Here is a 15,809-nt window from a genome sequence, read left to right on the forward strand (position 1 = left end):
GGTCTTCGATGGCGCGGCGATGCCGCGGGTCGAAGCACGTTAGGAAGCGACGCCCGGTATCGGTAGCCGCGCCGTCCGACGATCCGCGTCGGACGGCGCTGCAAAAAATGATTGACGGAAATGACGGATGCTGTGTGGATACGGGCGTCGCCGTCGGCGCGGACGATGAGATCGTGGGGCCTTGATGCTTTGAGGCCAGAGCCTTCGGTGTCCACCCTCGAGGCGAGTTCCGCACAAGGAAGCGGCCGAAGGCCAATGAAATACATGGGCCACGTCAGCGGGCGTCGTTGTCGAACGCGGAGGACTGCCCGAGCACGAGGTTGGACACCAAGGTCTCCCTGCGACACCGCCCACGTGCAACGCGCTCTGGCGCGACCCGACCACCAAGACCACCACGACTCGCGTGATCGAACCATCCACCTGGCGATAGGTCGATCGCCGGGATGGGCCCCACGAATCCGTGAAGAACAAAAAAAAGCCCGGGCGTTTGCCGCCCGGGCTGCCATGCACACGCCGTGGAACTTACTGCGTGACCTTCAGGCTCACGCCCGAATACGACGAGTAGCCGCGCACCTGCACGTAGTACGTGCCCGCCGTGCCGACGTTGATGGTGCAGGTCTCGTTGTTGCCGGTCTGGTAGGGACGGCAGTCGTAGGCCGAGGTGGTCGGCGCGGAGCCTTTGCGCACGTAAAGGTCGGCGTCACCGGTGCCACCGCTCATCGTCACGGTGAGGGTCTTGTTGGCCGCGGCCGAGACGGTGAAGTTCTGCGTGCTGCCGCTGGCGCCCGAAAGCCCCGTCTGGTTGAGCAGCACCGTGCCGCCGCTGCCGCCCGAGCAGCTCACGCCCACGCCGCTGAACGCCGAGACGACGTCGGCCGCGCTGTAGCCGAGATCGGTCGCCGCCGTCGCGACGCCGCAGGCACCGCTGTTGAACGTGGAGTTGGCCTGCCAGTAGAGCGCGTTGGCACGGGCGAACGCCTGGAACGCCTTCTGGGTGTTCCAGCCGCTCTTGGTGGCGAGCAGGTAGAACGCCTTGTTGTACACACCCGACGAGTAATGCACGTCGAGGCTGCTCGTGTAGTTGGCGGCGTTGTCGATCGAGCGGCCGTCCTGGGTCGGATTGGCCATGTAACGCAGCGCGCCATTGCCCTTGAAGATCTCCGAACCGACGAGGAAATCGTTCTGTCCGGCGCGGTCGTAGTACTCCGCCGCTTCGCCGGCCATGTCCGAGAACGCCTCGTTCATACCGCCGGACTGGCCGCTGTAGGTCAGGTTCGAGTGCTGCTCGGTATAGCCGTGGCTGATTTCGTGCGACGTCACGTCGAGCGCCACGAGCGGATAGAACGTGCTCGCGCCGTCGCCGAACGTCATCGAGGTGCCATCCCAGAAAGCGTTTTCGTAGCTGCTGCCGTAGTGCACCTTCATGATCAGCACCTGGTTCAGCGGCGGCGCGCCCATGTACGACTGGTACATGTCGTGCACCACGCCACCGAAGTGGTGGGCGTCGTTGATCGGGCCGTAGGCACCATTGACGGCGTCGCCGCTGGAGGTGCCGACCGGATCGGAACTGTTCGGGCACGAGAACGACCACAGCGTGCCGCTGCCCGAGGTCGCCTTGTTCATGTTGTAGGTGCGCACGTTGGTGTTCTGCATCGTGCAGGTGCTGCCCGACTTGGTCACGTTGAGGTACGGACGCGTCGCCGAACTGCCGTTCCAGTTGTACTGGCCGGTCTTCTGGTTGCCGCCGGGACCCTGGGCGTTCGCGTAGGCGAGGCCATCCCACTGGTCGACGATCTCACCCGTGTTGGCGTCGATGATCGCGGTGGGACGACTCGGGTGATCGCCGCCGGAGAAGAACGACGTCAGGTAGACGAGCCGTGCCGGCGCGCTTTCCTGCGGGTAGACGTAAAGATCGGCCTGCGGATTCTCCGGCTTGGCCAGGCCGGCGACGAACGAGCTCGACTGCTTGGCGAGCAAGGCCACGGCCTTGGCCTGGTCCAGGCGCGGCGTGACCGAGGCGATGTCCACCTGGAGATCGGAGGAGACCACGCCGTTCGCGACGAGGGCATTGCCCTGGGCATCCTGTTCGACGGCGATGGTGTGGCCGAACACCGGTACGCCCTTGTAGGTCTGCTGCAGGCGCACCGTGGTGGTGCCGTGCGCCGTGGGCGCGGAGACCTTGGCCACGAAGCCGTTGTCGGCCGACAGGCCCAAATGCGTGCTCAACTGCGCCACCGGCACGTTGCCCAGGCTCTGCGCGCGCAGGGCCTGTTCGGTGGCCGCCGACGCGACCGAGGTGGCCGCGATGGCCAGGGATGCGGCCAGGAGTTTCAAGCGGAAATGACTTGCCATGACGTTGCTCCTCCACGGAAAGGGCCGCACGAGTCCGTTGCGGTCGCGGCGACCACAGTCCCAATCGTTATGAAGTCGCGCCGCAGCGCGATGCCCGTAGTGTTTAATGACTCGCGGCCTCCCCGCCGCAAGCCACATCGAACCTAGCGCAAGAAATCGCGCCGGGCTACCTAGGGATTTCCCTAGATGCGCGAAAAAAGCGATGCTAGGCACGAAACCAGGGCGCGAACTTGCCGGAAGGGGGCTCAGATTCATGACGGACGCATCGGTCCTCGACGTCGAGGGCGTCGGCCTGCACGCCCCGCGCGTGAGCGCGTCGTTCCGGCTCACCTCCGAACGCCACCTGCTCGATCCGCTTCGCCACGAACTGGCGATCGAGGGCGCGACGAGTTGGCACAAAGGCGACATCGATCCGGCGACCGGGCAGTCGCGGCGCACCCATGGATGGTGCCTGGCGCTGGCGGAAGGGCCGACGTATTCGGCGGACACCGCGCTGGCCGAGCTGCTCCTCGCCCTGGCGGCACGGCGTGACGAGATCCTTCAGGCGATCCGCGCGCTCGACCTGGACGCGCACATGTGCCTGGACGTGCGGGTCTACGCGGGCCGGCTGCCGGCCATGCACTGCACCCCCGCGACGATCGGCGCCATGGCGTCCTACGGCGCCTCGCTGAACGTGACCTTCACGACGGCCACCCCTGACTGAACCGCCTCGACACGCTCGCGCGGCGACGCGTCAGAGCATGCCCGTTTCGAGCTTGGCCGCGTCCGACATCATGGAATGGTTCCAGGGCGGATCGAACACCAGATCGACGTCCGCCTCGCGCACGGTGGGAATCATCTCCAGCTTGGTGCGGACGTCGTCGACGAGGATGTCGCCCATGCCGCAGCCGGGCGCGGTCAGCGTCATCTTGACGTACACCTTGCGCTGGCCGTCGTCGCCCGCGGCCAGGCTCACGTCGTAGACCAGGCCAAGCTCCACCACGTTGATGGGGATCTCCGGATCGAAGCACGTGCGCAACTGCTGCCACACCAGCTTCTCGACGTCGTCGTCCGAGGCGCCGTCGGGCAGCTCGATGGGCCGGGGCGGCTCCTTGCCCAGGGCGTCGGCGTCATGGCCGGCGATGCGGAACAGGTTACCCTCGACGTAGACGGTGAAACTGCCGCCCAACGCCTGGGTGATGTAGCCGATCTGCCCTGCCGGAAGCGTCACCGTTTCGCCCTGCGGCACCATGACCGCCGCGCAGTCGCGTTCCAGGGTGAAGGGTTCGCTGCTGAGGCTGAAGCCGCTCATGGGGTTCCTGTGGAGGGCCGCGGGCGGCCGCAAAGTCGTCGATTATGCGCCCGCGGCGCCGCTCGGTTAAGTCTTTTCCCAAGGTCGGGGCAGCCTCGACGCGCCTCAAGGGCCCCACCGGCTATCATGAACGCTTTGTGTCAGCCCTGGTCCCCCATGCCTGAGCGCCTACGCCGCCTATTCAACCTGCTGTCCGGCCTGCTCTGCGCCGTGCTGTTCGGTTTCGCCGCCGGCGCCTTCTGGGTGCTGCCGACGCTGTTCACGGCCCGCCCCCTGCCGGCCCTGGCCCTGCCCGTGGGATGGCTGCTCGGCGTTACCGTGCGGCGCTGGCTGCGTTTTGATCGTTGGACGGGCGCCCTGCTGGCGGCGCTGGCCACGGCCCTGGCCGCGACTTACGCGGCCTGCCTCACGGCGGGCGCGATGCTCTCGGCGACGATGGGCGTGAGCTTCGCCCAGGCGCTCGTCACGGCAGGCACCGACATGCTGCTCGTCCTGGCGCGCTTCGCCCAGGGGCCCGCCGAACTGGTGTTTTACGCGGCCGGCATGGTGCTTGCCGCATTGACGGCGTGGCCGCTCGGGCGTCGGCTTCATCGTGCATAAATGCCGGAAATCCGACCATTCCGGCGGCCTCTCGACGTCAACCGGGGCCCGACCATCGCGTTTAGCGGAGTGACCTGAGGCCGTATGGAGCACGAGGATGCGAACGACGACGAAGCGGAGGATGCCGTGAACGGCTCGCTCGCGCTCGACAGCGCGTCGCTGGACGATGCCCGCGACGTGCCCGCGAGCATGGATGCCTTCCTGGCCACCATCGAGCGCCGCGCCTGGCGCATGGCCGAGCTTCACCTGGGCCACCGCGACGACGCGCTCGACGCGGTGCAGGACGCCATGCTGCGGCTGGTGCGCCACTACGGCGACAAACCCGCCGCCGAATGGACACCGCTGTTCTGGGGCATCCTTCGCCGCCGCATCGTCGACCTGCAGCGCCGCCGCAAGGTGCGCTCGATCGTCGTCGGCTGGCTCGGCGGCGGCCGCGACGACGATGGCGACGAACTGCCCAGCTGGGATCCCGCCGACGACGCCCCGGATCCGTCCGCCCGGCTGCAGGATTCCCAGGCCTACGGCGACATCGTCGCGGCGCTTCGGAAGCTGCCGCGGCGCCAGCGCGAGGCGTTCACCCTTCGCATCATGGAAGGCCTCGACGTGGCCGAGACGGCCGCCGCGATGGGCTGCTCCGACGGCAGCGTGAAGACCCACCTTTCGCGCGCGATGCATGCGCTGCGCAATCAACTGGAGGCATGGCGATGAGCCAGCACGATCGACACCTCGAACGTCGCGCCCGGGACCTTTACCTGCGCGCCAGCCGCGACGTCGACCCCACCACCGCCGGCCGCCTGCGTGCCGCGCGCCGGACGGCGCTCGCGTCGCCGCGCGAGTCGCTGGCCCGTCGCCTGGTCCTCCCCGCCGGCGCGTTCGCCATGATCGCGCTGGCCGCGCTCATGGTCTGGCAGCCGGCCGGTTCGCCCCCGGCACCGACGGGCATGACCGAACACGTGGTCGACACCGAACCCAACGACCTGCCGCCCGACGCCGACAGCGCCGATCCGGCCCTCTACCAGGACCTCCAGTTCTATAGCTGGCTGGCCTACAACGACACGCGAACCTCCCGCCCATGATCCGCATGCGCCACCGTGCCCTCCTTGCCCTGATGCTGTCCCTCGCGGCACCGCTGGTCGCGACCGCGCAGGATCACCCGGGTCCGCCTCCGCCGGGCGAACAGGGGCCGTTGCCGCCCCCCCGCCCATGGAAGCAGCTGACGCCCGACGAGCAGGACATCCTGGCGCCGCTGGCCCACGACTGGGACGGCTTTCCGCCCGCGCGCCAGTCGCACATGCTCGAAAAGGCCCAGCGCTGGCGGGGCCTGCCGCCCGAGCGCCGGGCGCAGATCCGCGAGCGCATCGAGCAGTGGCAGAAGATGACCCCCGAGGAGCGCGCCCAGGCCCGCGCCAACCGGGAGAAGTTCAGGGACCTCAGCCCCGAACAGCGACTCAAGCTGCACGACGCGTTCGAGCGCTTCCGCAACCTGCCGCCCGAGCAGCGCCGCGCCTTGATGGACAAGTGGCGCGACCAGACGCCGGAGCAGCGCCGTCAGTGGGTCGACAACCTCGGCCCCAACGACGCGGTACCGCCGCCCCCGCCCCCGGGGGGTTGACCCAGGGAGTAAGATGGACGGATGAGCCTATCCGACCTCGCTTTCCTCGAAGCACGCCGCTCGGTGCCCTCGCGCCAGCTCGGCGAACCCGGCCCCGACGACGGCACCCTGCACCGCCTCATCGAGGCCGCCATGCGCGTGCCGGACCACGGCAAGCTCGAACCGTTCCGCATCCGCATCCTGCGGGGCGACGCGCGTCGGGCGTTCGGCCGCACGCTGGCCCGCATCGCCCTGGAGGCCGATCCCGACCTCTCCGAAGCGCGCCGCGAGAAGGAGCGCAACCGCTACGAACACGCGCCCGTGGTGCTGGTCGTGTCGGCGAAGATCGACGGCGACAGCAAGGTACCCGCGCTGGAGCAGGACCTCACCGCCGGCTGCGTGGCCTATAACCTGCTGCTCGGCGCCCAGGCCCTGGGCTTCGGTGCGCAGTGGCTCACCGGCTGGGCCGCCTACGATCGGGACGTCGCCCGTCTGCTTGGCATGAAGAAGAGCGAACACATCATCGGCTTCATCCACGTGGGTACGGCCGCGATGGACGCGCCCGAGCGCGAGCGGCCGTCGTACGACCGCATCGTGAGCGAATGGGTGCCGTGAGCGCCGCCGACACCGTCCATCTCGTCGACGGCAGCCTCTATGTGTTCCGCGCATGGCACTCCATGCCGGACGAGTTCCACGGGCACGATGGCCACCCGGTCAACGCGGTGCACGGTTTCACCCGTTTCCTCTGCGAACTGCTCGAGCGCAGCCGTGCCGAGCACATCGCCGTGGCGTTCGACGCCTCGCTCACCACGTCGTTCCGGAACGCGATCTACCCGGCCTACAAGGCCAACCGCGACCTGCCGCCGCCGCAGCTCGAGCGGCAGTTCGCGCTGTGCCGCGAGATCGCGGCGGCGCTCGGCCTCACGGTGCTCAACGACCACCGTTACGAGGCCGACGACCTGATCGGCAGCGCCCTTTGGGGCCTGCGCAGCCATGGGTTCCGCGGCGTGATCGTCTCGGCCGACAAGGACTTCGGCCAACTGATCGGCGAACACGACGAGCAGTGGGATTTCGCGAAAAACCTCCGCTGGGGGCCGACCGGCGTGTTCGAACGCATGGGCGTGCACCCTTACCAGGTGGCCGACTACCTTGCCCTGTGCGGCGACGCGGTAGACAACATCCCTGGCGTGCCCGGCATCGGCGCCAAGACCGCGGCCGCGCTGCTGGCGCATTTCGGCAGCCTCGACGCGATTCTCGAGCGGGTCGACGAGGTGGCCTTCCTGCGCATTCGCGGCGCGGCATCATGCGCTGCCCGCCTGCGCGAACACGCGGGGCAGGCGCTGCTGTGCCGTCGCCTCACCCGCATCGCGCTCGACGTGGCGGTGGCCGAAACCGCCGACGCGCTCAGCCGGCGCCAGGGCGACGCATCCGCCGTGGACGACCTCTGCGAACGCATCCGCTTCGGCCCGCTGACGCGGGCCCGACTGCGCGCGCTGATCTGACCGTCACGGCACCCGTGGCTCGCCGTCACATCGGCACGCTACCCTTCGCCGGATACTTCCCCGTTTCGACCAGGAGCCCACCATGCCCCACGCATCCATCATCCCCGACGATGCCCACATGGACGAGCAGACCCTGCACCAGGGCAAGTGGCTGACGCTGAAGCAGCGCGGGCGTTGGGAATACGTGGCGCGCAACCACACCGGCGGTGCGGTGATCATCCTCGCGGTGACGCCCGACGACAAAGTGATCTTCGTCGAGCAGTACCGGGTGTCGATCCTGAAGAACACCATCGAGATGCCGGCCGGCCTGGTCGGCGACCTGGCCGACGCGGCGGACGAAGACGTGCTGGTCGCGGCCCGGCGGGAGCTCGAGGAAGAAACCGGCTACGCCTGCGACGACCTGCGTTTCGTCCACGAGGGCCCGTCGTCGGCGGGCATGAGCACGGAGATGATCGCCTTTGCCCGTGCGACCGGTCTGCGCAAGGTCGGCGCCGGTGGCGGCGACGACACCGAAAACATCATCGTGCACGAAGTGCCGCGCGCCGAAGCGGGGCGCTGGTTGTTCGACCGCGCCGCCGAGGGATTCTCGATCGACCCGAAGCTGTTCGCCGGCCTGTGGTTCATCGACCACCCCGAAGCGCACGCGCGCTGAGACGCCCCGGGGCGGTACACCGGCACCGCCCCGGGCCGAAAAGCCCGGAGCGCGCAAACGGCGTCGCCGCGCCGTTCGAGCGGGTTTTGCGCCCTGTCAATTCTTGCCGCGGCACCCCCTCCCGGTTAGCCTTTCCCATGGCCTGATCAGGCACCGCCGCATGTCCGTCCGTTTCGCCCATCTCCACCTGCACAGCGAATACTCGCTGGTCGACTCCACCATCCGCATCAAGCAATTGATCGCGGCGTGTTCGCGCGCGGGCATGCCCGCCGTCGCGCTCACCGACGACAGCAACCTGTTCGGCCTGGTGAAGTTCTACAAGCAGTGCACGGCGGCGGGCATCAAGCCGATCGGCGGTTGCGACATCTGGGTGTCCAGCCCCGACGATCCCCGGCCCTGGCGGCTCACCCTGATCTGCCAGAATCGCAACGGGTACCTCAACCTGTCGCGCCTGGTGTCCCGCGCGTGGCGCGAAGGACAAGGCAACGGGCGCCCGCTCGTCGACGCGAGCTGGATGACTCCCGACACCGTGCACGGGCTGATCGCCATCGCCGGGCGCGAGAGCGACGTGGCCCGCGTGGCCCTGGGTTCGGGCATCGCCGCCGGCGGAGCACGGCTGGGCTCGCTGCGCCGGTTGTTTCCCGATCGCCTCTACCTCGAACTGACGCGCACCCGTCGCGACAACGAAGAAGCCTGGATACGCGCCGCGCTGGCCCTGTCCGGCGAGCACATGCTGCCCGTGATCGCCAGCAACGACGTGCGCTTCCTCGATCGCGACGGCTTCGAATCGCACGAGGCCCGCACCTGCATCAACCAGGGACGCGTCCTCGCCGACCCCAAGCGGCCGCGCGAATACAGCGAAGAGCAATACTTCAAGTCGGCCGACGACATGGCCGAACTGTTCGCCGACATCCCCGAAGCGCTGGAAAACACGGTCGAACTGGCACGGCGCTGCAACCTCGAGATGGATTTCGGCACCTATTACCTGCCGAACTTCCCGGTGCCCGAGGGACACACCCTCGACACGTTCATCCGCGAGCAGGCGCAGAACGGCCTGGAAGAACGCCTCGCCAGCAACCCGCTGGCGCCCGGCAAGACCCGGGAGGAATACCAGGCCCGGCTCGACCGCGAAGTCGACGTCATCATCCGCATGGGTTTTCCCGGCTACTTCCTCATCGTGGCGGACTTCATCAACTGGGGTAAGCAGAACGGCATCCCCGTCGGTCCCGGCCGAGGCTCGGGCGCGGGTTCGCTCGTGGCGTGGGTGCTGAAGATCACCGACCTGGACCCGCTCAAGTTCGACCTGCTGTTCGAGCGATTCCTCAACCCCGAGCGCGTGTCGATGCCCGACTTCGACATCGACTTCTGCATGGACCGCCGCGACGAGGTGATCGACTACGTCTCGCGCAAATACGGCCGCGATCACGTCAGCCAGATCATCACCTACGGATCGATGGCGGCCAAGGCGGTGCTGCGCGACTCCGGCCGCGTGCTCGGCATGGGCTACGGCCAGGTCGACCGCATCGCCAAGCTGATCCCCGCGCGCCCGCTCGACCTCACGCTGTCCTGCGCGCTGGGGCGTTCGGAAAAGGCGAAGAAAGAACCCGACCGCGTCGTACGCGAATTCTGCGAGCTGTACGAAAACGAAGAAGAATCGCGCACGCTGATCGACCTCGCGCTCAGCCTCGAAGGCCTCACCCGCAACGCCGGCAAGCACGCCGGCGGCGTGGTGATCGCGCCCACGCCACTGACCGACTTCGCCCCGCTGTACTGCGAACCCAGCGGCGAAGGCGTGGTGACGCAATACGACAAGGACGACGTCGAAGCGGTGGGCCTGGTGAAGTTCGACTTCCTCGGCCTGCGCACGCTCACGATCATCGACTGGGCGGTGAAGGCGATCAACCGGCGCCGCGCCGTCGAAAGCGTCGAAGCGCTCAACATCGACACGATCCCGCTCGACGACCCCAAGGTCTACGAGTTGCTCAAGAAGGCGCAGACCGTCGCCGTCTTCCAGCTCGAATCGCGCGGCATGCAGGGCATGCTCAAGGATGCTCAGGCCGACCGCTTCGAAGACATCATCGCGCTGGTGGCGCTGTATCGCCCCGGCCCGATGGACCTCATCCCCAGCTTCTGCGCGCGCAAGCACGGCAAGGAAACCGTCGAATACCCCGATCCGCGCGTCGAGCCCATCCTGAAAGAGACCTACGGCATCATGGTCTACCAGGAGCAGGTGATGCAGATGGCGCAGATCGTCGGCGGTTACACGCTCGGCGGCGCCGACCTGCTTCGCCGCGCCATGGGCAAGAAGAAGCCCGAGGAAATGATCAAGCACCGCGCGACCTTCCGCGAGGGTGCCGCCAAGGATGGCATCGACGGCGAGAAGGCCGACGCGATCTTCGACCTCATGGAGAAGTTCGCCGGCTACGGCTTCAACAAGTCGCACGCGGCAGCCTATGCCCTGGTGTCCTACCAGACCGCGTGGCTGAAGGCGCACTACCCCGCCGAGTTCATGGCCGCGACGATCTCGTCGGACATGGACAACACCGAGAAGGTCGTCACCTTCCTCGACGAGACGCGCGCCATCGGCATCAAGGTGTTGCCACCGGACGTCAACGCATCGGCATGGATGTTCGAAGCGGTGGAGCCGCGCGTCGTACGCTACGGGCTCGGCGCGATCAAGGGCGTGGGCCAGGGCATCTGCGAAGAAATCGCGGCCGAACGCAAGGCGAAGGGGCCGTTCCGCGGCCTGGTCGATTTCTGCCAGCGCATCGGTTCCAACAAGCTCAACAAGCGGGTGATGGAAGCCCTGGTGCAGTCCGGCGCGCTCGACGCGCTCGGGGTCAACCGCGCGACGCTGCTGATGCACATTCCCGAGGCGATGCGTGCCGCCGACCAGGAGGCGAAAAACCGCGCATCCGGGCAGGTCGACATCTTCGGCAGCGCGTTCGGCGCGGCCGAGGCGCCGAGCATCATCGAGCTCTCCGGGTCGGTGCCCGAATGGCCGCTCGAGCAGTTGCTGCAGGGCGAGCACGACACCCTCGGCCACTACCTCTCCGGCCACCCGACCGATCCGTGGCAGACCGAACTCGCCCAGCTGTCGAGCTGCCCCATCGGTGAAATTCCCCAGCGCTACCAGCCGCCAAAACCGCGCCGCAACGACGACGAGGACGGCAGCCGTTTCCGCCGGGGTCCTGAGACACCGTGGACCGTCGCCGGCATGGTGGTGGGCATGCGCAAGCGCGGCGACAGCGACGCCTTCGTGCAGATCGAGGATGCCACAGGCCTGCTGGAAACCAGCTTCTTCCGCGAGGTGTTCACCGACGCCGCGCCCCTGCTCACGCGCGGCAACATGATCGTGGTGGAGGGCGGGCTGCGCATCGACGATTTCGCCGGCGGCTACCAGTTGCGGGCGCGCAAGGCGTATTCGCTCTCCGACGCCATGGAACACTTCACCCGGCTGCTCACGCTGCGACTCAATGGCGTGGGACCCGACTTCCCGCAGCACCTGAAGCAAGCGCTGATGGGTTATCGCGGTGGCCGCACGCCGTTGATGCTGTCCGGCTATCGCAACGGCGTGGCCCAGGCCAGCATGGAACTGGGCGACGCCTGGCGCGTGCGCGCCCTGCCCGACCTGGTGCGCACGCTGCGCGGCCTGCCGGGTGTGCTGGGCACCGAGCTGCGTCTGGTCCGGCCGGCGGACTGAACGTCGCGTCCCGCGTCAGCGGGAGGGCACCAGTTCGGGCAGCGTGTCGCCCACCGGGGTACGCACCACGAACACGTCATCGACCACCGCACCCGCGCTGCCCTCGAGCGTCGCGATGGCGAAGCCGATGCGACCGGCCATCGATCCGGCCGGTACGGTGAGGGACGTGACCAGTTCGGTACGGGGCATCCCGCGAGCCGCGGTGCGCACGGTCTGGGTGGAAACCAGGCCTTCGTCGCCGTGCTCCGGCACGGCCGCATGGATGGCCACATGGGCGGTGCCGCCGGTCGAGGCCACGTGCGCGTGGACGGTGAACACGGCATCCACGTCACGGCCGGGCGTCAGCGTCAGCCATTGGAACACGCGATCGCGCGGCGCACGCAACACGAGATGGGCGGACAGCGCGGGCTTGTCCAGGTGCGAGTCGTCGCCGTCGGTGAGGTAGGTCCACGGTTTCAGATGGGCACGCATCGCGTGCGTGGTCGGCACCAGTTGTCCCCAGCTGAAGGTGCCGTGGTAGAAGTTGTCGCCCGGCGCCCCCGCGAAGTCACCGTTGGGCAGCGTGACCCGGCAGCGTTCGTGAAAGGAGACGTCGGCGCAATCGGGCAACGCGTCCAGCGCGGCGTGACCCGGTACGGTGTCGGCCGATGCGGTGGAAGCGAAGGCGAGGCCCAGGCAGAGGGCGGAACGTGCGGTGATCGTTGTTGCGTTCATGAGGCTTCCTTGCGTGAGGGGGAACGGCGCCGCGGCCGCCGACACGCATTGAAGCAGATCGGAATCGTGGCAAGGGCGCGGCCCTCACACCTCGGGATGATCACCTACATCCATCCAATTCAAAGGCTTACATGGCCGCCTCGATCCATACGGCGGCGCACACCCACGAACGGGCCGCCCCGCTATAATGAACGGTCTTGTCCGGATACCGCGTCGTCATGAATCCCAACTTCCTCGATTTCGAACAACCCATCGCCGAACTGGAAGCGAAGATCGAAGAGCTGCGCCATGCCAGCAGCGGGCAGGCGTTCAACATCGACGAAGAAGTGGGCCGGCTGCGCGAGAAGCTCAAGCTGAAGACGGCGGAAATCTTCCGCAATCTCACGCCGTGGCAGATCAGCCAGCTGTCGCGCCACCCGGGCCGCCCGTACACCCTCGACTACATCCAGGGCATGTGCGAAGAGTTCCATGAGCTCAAGGGCGATCGCATGTTCGCCGACGATCCGGCCATCGTGGGCGGCCTGGCGCGCATCAACGGTCGCTCGATCATGATCGTCGGCCACCAGAAGGGCCGCGACACCAAGTCAAAGGTCAAGCGCAACTTCGGCATGCCCCGCCCCGAGGGGTATCGCAAGGCGCTGCGCCTGTTCAAGACGGCCGAGCGCTTCGGCATCCCCGTGTTCACCTTCATCGACACGGCCGGGGCCTGGCCGGGCATCAACGCCGAAGAACGCGGCCAGTCCGAGGCCATCGCGCGCAACCTGCTCGAGATGGCCGAGCTGCGCGTGCCAGTCATCTGCACGGTGACCGGCGAAGGCGGGTCCGGCGGCGCGTTGGCTATCGGCGTCGGCGACCGCACGCTCATGCTGCAGTATTCCACCTACTCGGTCATTACCCCGGAGGGCTGCGCGTCCATCCTGTGGAAGAGCGCCGACAAGGCCAAGGACGCCGCCGACGTCATGGGCCTCACTGCCACGCGGCTGCAGGAGAACGGTCTTATCGACAAGATCGTTCGCGAGCCGCTGGGCGGCGCCCATCGCAACCCGAATTCGATGGCAGTGCGCCTGAAGGCGGTACTGCTCAACCAGCTCGACCAACTCCAGGCGCAGTCCATCGACACCCTGCTCGAGAATCGCTACCGGCGCCTGCGCGGCTACGGGGCGTTTACCGAGTAAGCGCGGCCACCGTACCCGTCCCGGCCGTCGATGCGACCGGGATGCCCGTCGCCGCTAGCGGACCGGTGCCCACGGGGGTAGGAGCCGGACCGGGCGGCGATTACCATCGGGGCACCCCCGCCCCAGGAAGGTCGCCATGGCCAACGATGTCACCGCCAAGCTCGCCGTGCTCATCGACGCGGACAATGCCCGGCCGGCCATCGTCGACGGGCTGCTCGCGGAAGTCGCGAAATACGGTACGGCCCACGTCAAACGCATCTATGGCGACTGGACCAGCCCCAACCTCAACGGCTGGAAGAGCGCCCTGCTCGACCACTCCATCCAGCCGATGCAGCAGTTCGCCTACACCACGGGCAAGAACGCGACCGACTCGGCCATGATCATCGATGCCATGGACCTGCTCTACACCGAGCGCTTCAACGGGTTCTGCATCGTCTCCAGCGACAGCGACTTCACCCGCCTCGCCTCGCGCATCCGCGAGGCCGGCCTGATCGTCTACGGGTTCGGCGAAACGAAGACACCCAAGGCATTCGTGTCCGCCTGCGACAAGTTCATCTACACCGAAGTGCTGGTCGGCACGGAAGAGGACGAAACCCAGGCCGCGCCCGCGCCCCGTCCGGCGACCGAACTGCGCGGCGACACGCGGCTCATCAACCTGCTGCGCAACGCGATCGCCGCCGCCTCCGACGAACACGGATGGGCCGCGCTGGGCGGCGTCGGCAGCATCCTGAGCAAACGCGCGCCCGACTTCGATTCACGCAACTACGGGTATCCCAAGCTGAGCGGGCTTATCCACGGCATCGGCCTCTTCGACGTGGAGGAACGCCAGTTCGGCAACGCCAAGCATCTCTACGTGCGCCTGCGCGGCAAGGGCAAATGAGCCAGACGCTGTCCGCGCACCTGATCGCCACCTTCGAAAACGACCCGCTCACGCCGGTGGTCGTGGCCTACAGCGGCGGACCGGATTCCACCGCGCTGCTGCACGCGCTCGCGACCCTGCCCCGCCGCCCCCCGCTGCGTGCCCTCCACGTGGACCATGGACTCCAGGCCGAGAGCGCGTCGTGGGCCGCCCATTGTCGGCGGTTCTGCGAGGACCTCGACGTGCCCCTGGCGGTCGTGCGGGTGAGCGTCGACCTGAGCCGCGGCGACGGCACCGAATCGGCGGCCCGACGGGCGCGCCGCGCCGCGTTCGTCGGGCACGTGCGACCGGGCGAGCGCCTCGTGCTTGCCCATCACCGCGACGACCAGATGGAAACCGTGCTGCTCAAGCTGTTGCGCGGTGCGGGGCCGGAGGGCCTCGGCGGCATGCGCGAACGCCGGTCGCTCGGTGCGGGCGAGCAGTGGCGCCCCGTACTCGACCTGCCTCGCGAGGCCTTGCTCGCGCACGTGGCACGACATGCGCTGGACACGGTGCACGATCCGTCCAACGACGACCCGCGCGTGGCGCGCGCCGTGCTACGCGCCCGCGTGATGCCCGCGCTCGCCGGGCTCTGGCCGCAGGCCGCCCGCAGCATCGTGCACAGCGCGCGCCTGTGCCGTGACGCCGCCGACACGCTGGAAGGCGCCTGGGCGCCCCGGCTCACCGCGCTGACCCGTGCAGACGGCAGCCTCGACGCCGCCGGCTGGCTCGGGCTGCCTCCCGCCCTGCGCATCCCCTTGCTCGACCGGTGGTTACACGATGCCGGGCGGGACGCGCCCACCAGCGCCCAGCGCGAAGCGCTGGAACGCCAGATACGCGAAGCGGCCCTCGACCGCCTGCCGCAGATGGGCTGGCTCGGCACCGAGGTGCGGCTGTGGCGCGGGCGCCTGTGGGCCATGCCACGCGCCGAACCGTTTGACGCCGCCTGGGAGATCCCCTGGCGGGGCGAGCCCGTCGCGCTGCCGGGCGGCGGTACGCTCACCCTCGATGCGGCGCGCCTGCCGCAACCGGTGACGGTGCGTTACCGACGCGGCGGCGAGACGCTGCGGCCCGCCGGCGACCGCCACACGCGTGAACTGCGTGACCTGTTCCAGCGGGATGGCGTCCCGCCATGGGAGCGACCACGCATCCCTCTGATCCACGATCCCGACGGCCGGCTGATCGCCGTCGGCGACCGCTGGTTCACTGCCGAGGCCGAGGCCTTGTTCGACGCAGCGGGCGCCCGCCCGGCCTGGCGGCGCTGACGCCGGCCGGATCGACCCGTCACGCCCGGCCCTTAATCGACATTCGCGTTTGCATTCAATCGCCTG

Annotated in this window: 15 protein-coding genes; 12 read left to right on the plus strand and 3 right to left on the minus strand. The window is 68.2% G+C overall.

The genetic code is table 11. The features are described from left to right. Nucleotides 1-522 precede the first annotated feature (522 nt). Nucleotides 523-2,352: a M4 family metallopeptidase gene (locus PI246_RS07725; RefSeq protein ID WP_320550704.1), complete on the minus strand. Its 1,830-nt coding sequence runs from the start codon at nt 2,350-2,352 to the stop codon at nt 523-525. A 253-nt stretch (nt 2,353-2,605) separates the two neighbouring features. Between PI246_RS07725 and PI246_RS07730 the strand changes: the two genes are divergently transcribed. Next, nucleotides 2,606-3,055, plus strand: coding sequence for a DUF4279 domain-containing protein (locus PI246_RS07730; RefSeq protein ID WP_320550705.1), 450 nt, complete (start codon nt 2,606-2,608; stop codon nt 3,053-3,055). Between the two features lie 30 nt (nt 3,056-3,085). Here PI246_RS07730 and sufT read toward each other — a convergent pair whose 3' ends face one another. Continuing rightward, nucleotides 3,086-3,643: a putative Fe-S cluster assembly protein SufT gene (sufT, locus tag PI246_RS07735; protein WP_320550706.1), complete on the minus strand. Its 558-nt coding sequence runs from the start codon at nt 3,641-3,643 to the stop codon at nt 3,086-3,088. 156 nt (nt 3,644-3,799) lie between these two features. Between sufT and PI246_RS07740 the strand changes: the two genes are divergently transcribed. The 8 genes from PI246_RS07740 (at nt 3,800) to dnaE (ending at nt 11,691) form a co-directional block, all read left to right on the plus strand. Then, complete coding sequence (locus tag PI246_RS07740) at nt 3,800-4,243, plus strand: hypothetical protein (protein ID WP_320550707.1); 444 nt, start codon at nt 3,800-3,802, stop codon at nt 4,241-4,243. An 84-nt stretch (nt 4,244-4,327) separates the two neighbouring features. After that, nucleotides 4,328-4,951: an RNA polymerase sigma factor gene (locus PI246_RS07745; RefSeq protein ID WP_320550708.1), complete on the plus strand. Its 624-nt coding sequence runs from the start codon at nt 4,328-4,330 to the stop codon at nt 4,949-4,951. Beyond that, nucleotides 4,948-5,319, plus strand: coding sequence for a hypothetical protein (locus PI246_RS07750; RefSeq protein WP_320550709.1), 372 nt, complete (start codon nt 4,948-4,950; stop codon nt 5,317-5,319). The genes PI246_RS07745 and PI246_RS07750 overlap by 4 nt, the downstream gene beginning before the upstream one ends. A gap of 5 nt (nt 5,320-5,324) precedes the next feature. Next, complete coding sequence (locus tag PI246_RS07755) at nt 5,325-5,855, plus strand: DUF3106 domain-containing protein (RefSeq protein ID WP_320550710.1); 531 nt, start codon at nt 5,325-5,327, stop codon at nt 5,853-5,855. Between the two features lie 21 nt (nt 5,856-5,876). Next, nucleotides 5,877-6,449, plus strand: coding sequence for a nitroreductase family protein (locus tag PI246_RS07760; RefSeq protein ID WP_320550711.1), 573 nt, complete (start codon nt 5,877-5,879; stop codon nt 6,447-6,449). Beyond that, nucleotides 6,437-7,336 carry a 5'-3' exonuclease gene (locus PI246_RS07765; protein ID WP_320550712.1) on the plus strand — a complete coding sequence of 300 codons (900 nt, stop codon included), beginning with the start codon at nt 6,437-6,439 and terminating at the stop codon, nt 7,334-7,336. Before PI246_RS07760 ends, PI246_RS07765 begins: the two co-directional genes overlap by 13 nt. A gap of 82 nt (nt 7,337-7,418) precedes the next feature. Continuing rightward, nucleotides 7,419-7,988 (plus strand): NUDIX hydrolase, encoded by a 570-nt coding sequence (locus PI246_RS07770; RefSeq protein ID WP_320550713.1) that lies wholly within the window; start codon nt 7,419-7,421, stop codon nt 7,986-7,988. A 160-nt stretch (nt 7,989-8,148) separates the two neighbouring features. Next, a complete protein-coding gene (gene dnaE / locus PI246_RS07775; RefSeq protein ID WP_320550714.1) occupies nt 8,149-11,691 on the plus strand; it encodes a DNA polymerase III subunit alpha in 3,543 nt (1,180 codons plus the stop codon). A 15-nt stretch (nt 11,692-11,706) separates the two neighbouring features. Here the strand turns inward: dnaE and PI246_RS07780 are convergent, their stop codons facing one another. Then, nucleotides 11,707-12,405, minus strand: a complete 699-nt coding sequence (locus PI246_RS07780) for a hypothetical protein (protein ID WP_320550715.1) — start codon at nt 12,403-12,405, stop codon at nt 11,707-11,709. A 218-nt stretch (nt 12,406-12,623) separates the two neighbouring features. Here PI246_RS07780 and PI246_RS07785 point away from each other — a divergent pair, with 218 nt between their 5' ends. From PI246_RS07785 to tilS, 3 genes are all read left to right on the plus strand, one after another. Then, nucleotides 12,624-13,580 (plus strand): acetyl-CoA carboxylase carboxyltransferase subunit alpha, encoded by a 957-nt coding sequence (locus tag PI246_RS07785; RefSeq protein WP_320550716.1) that lies wholly within the window; start codon nt 12,624-12,626, stop codon nt 13,578-13,580. A 136-nt stretch (nt 13,581-13,716) separates the two neighbouring features. Next, complete coding sequence (locus PI246_RS07790; protein WP_320550717.1) at nt 13,717-14,460, plus strand: NYN domain-containing protein; 744 nt, start codon at nt 13,717-13,719, stop codon at nt 14,458-14,460. Then, the gene (tilS, locus tag PI246_RS07795) at nt 14,457-15,743 is read left to right on the plus strand and encodes a tRNA lysidine(34) synthetase TilS (RefSeq protein ID WP_320550718.1); all 1,287 of its coding nucleotides are present in this window, start codon (nt 14,457-14,459) and stop codon (nt 15,741-15,743) included. The genes PI246_RS07790 and tilS overlap by 4 nt, the downstream gene beginning before the upstream one ends. Nucleotides 15,744-15,809 lie beyond the last annotated feature (66 nt).

The sequence above is a fragment of the Luteibacter sahnii genome (assembly GCF_034063545.1).
GTDB lineage: Bacteria > Pseudomonadota > Gammaproteobacteria > Xanthomonadales > Rhodanobacteraceae > Luteibacter > Luteibacter sahnii.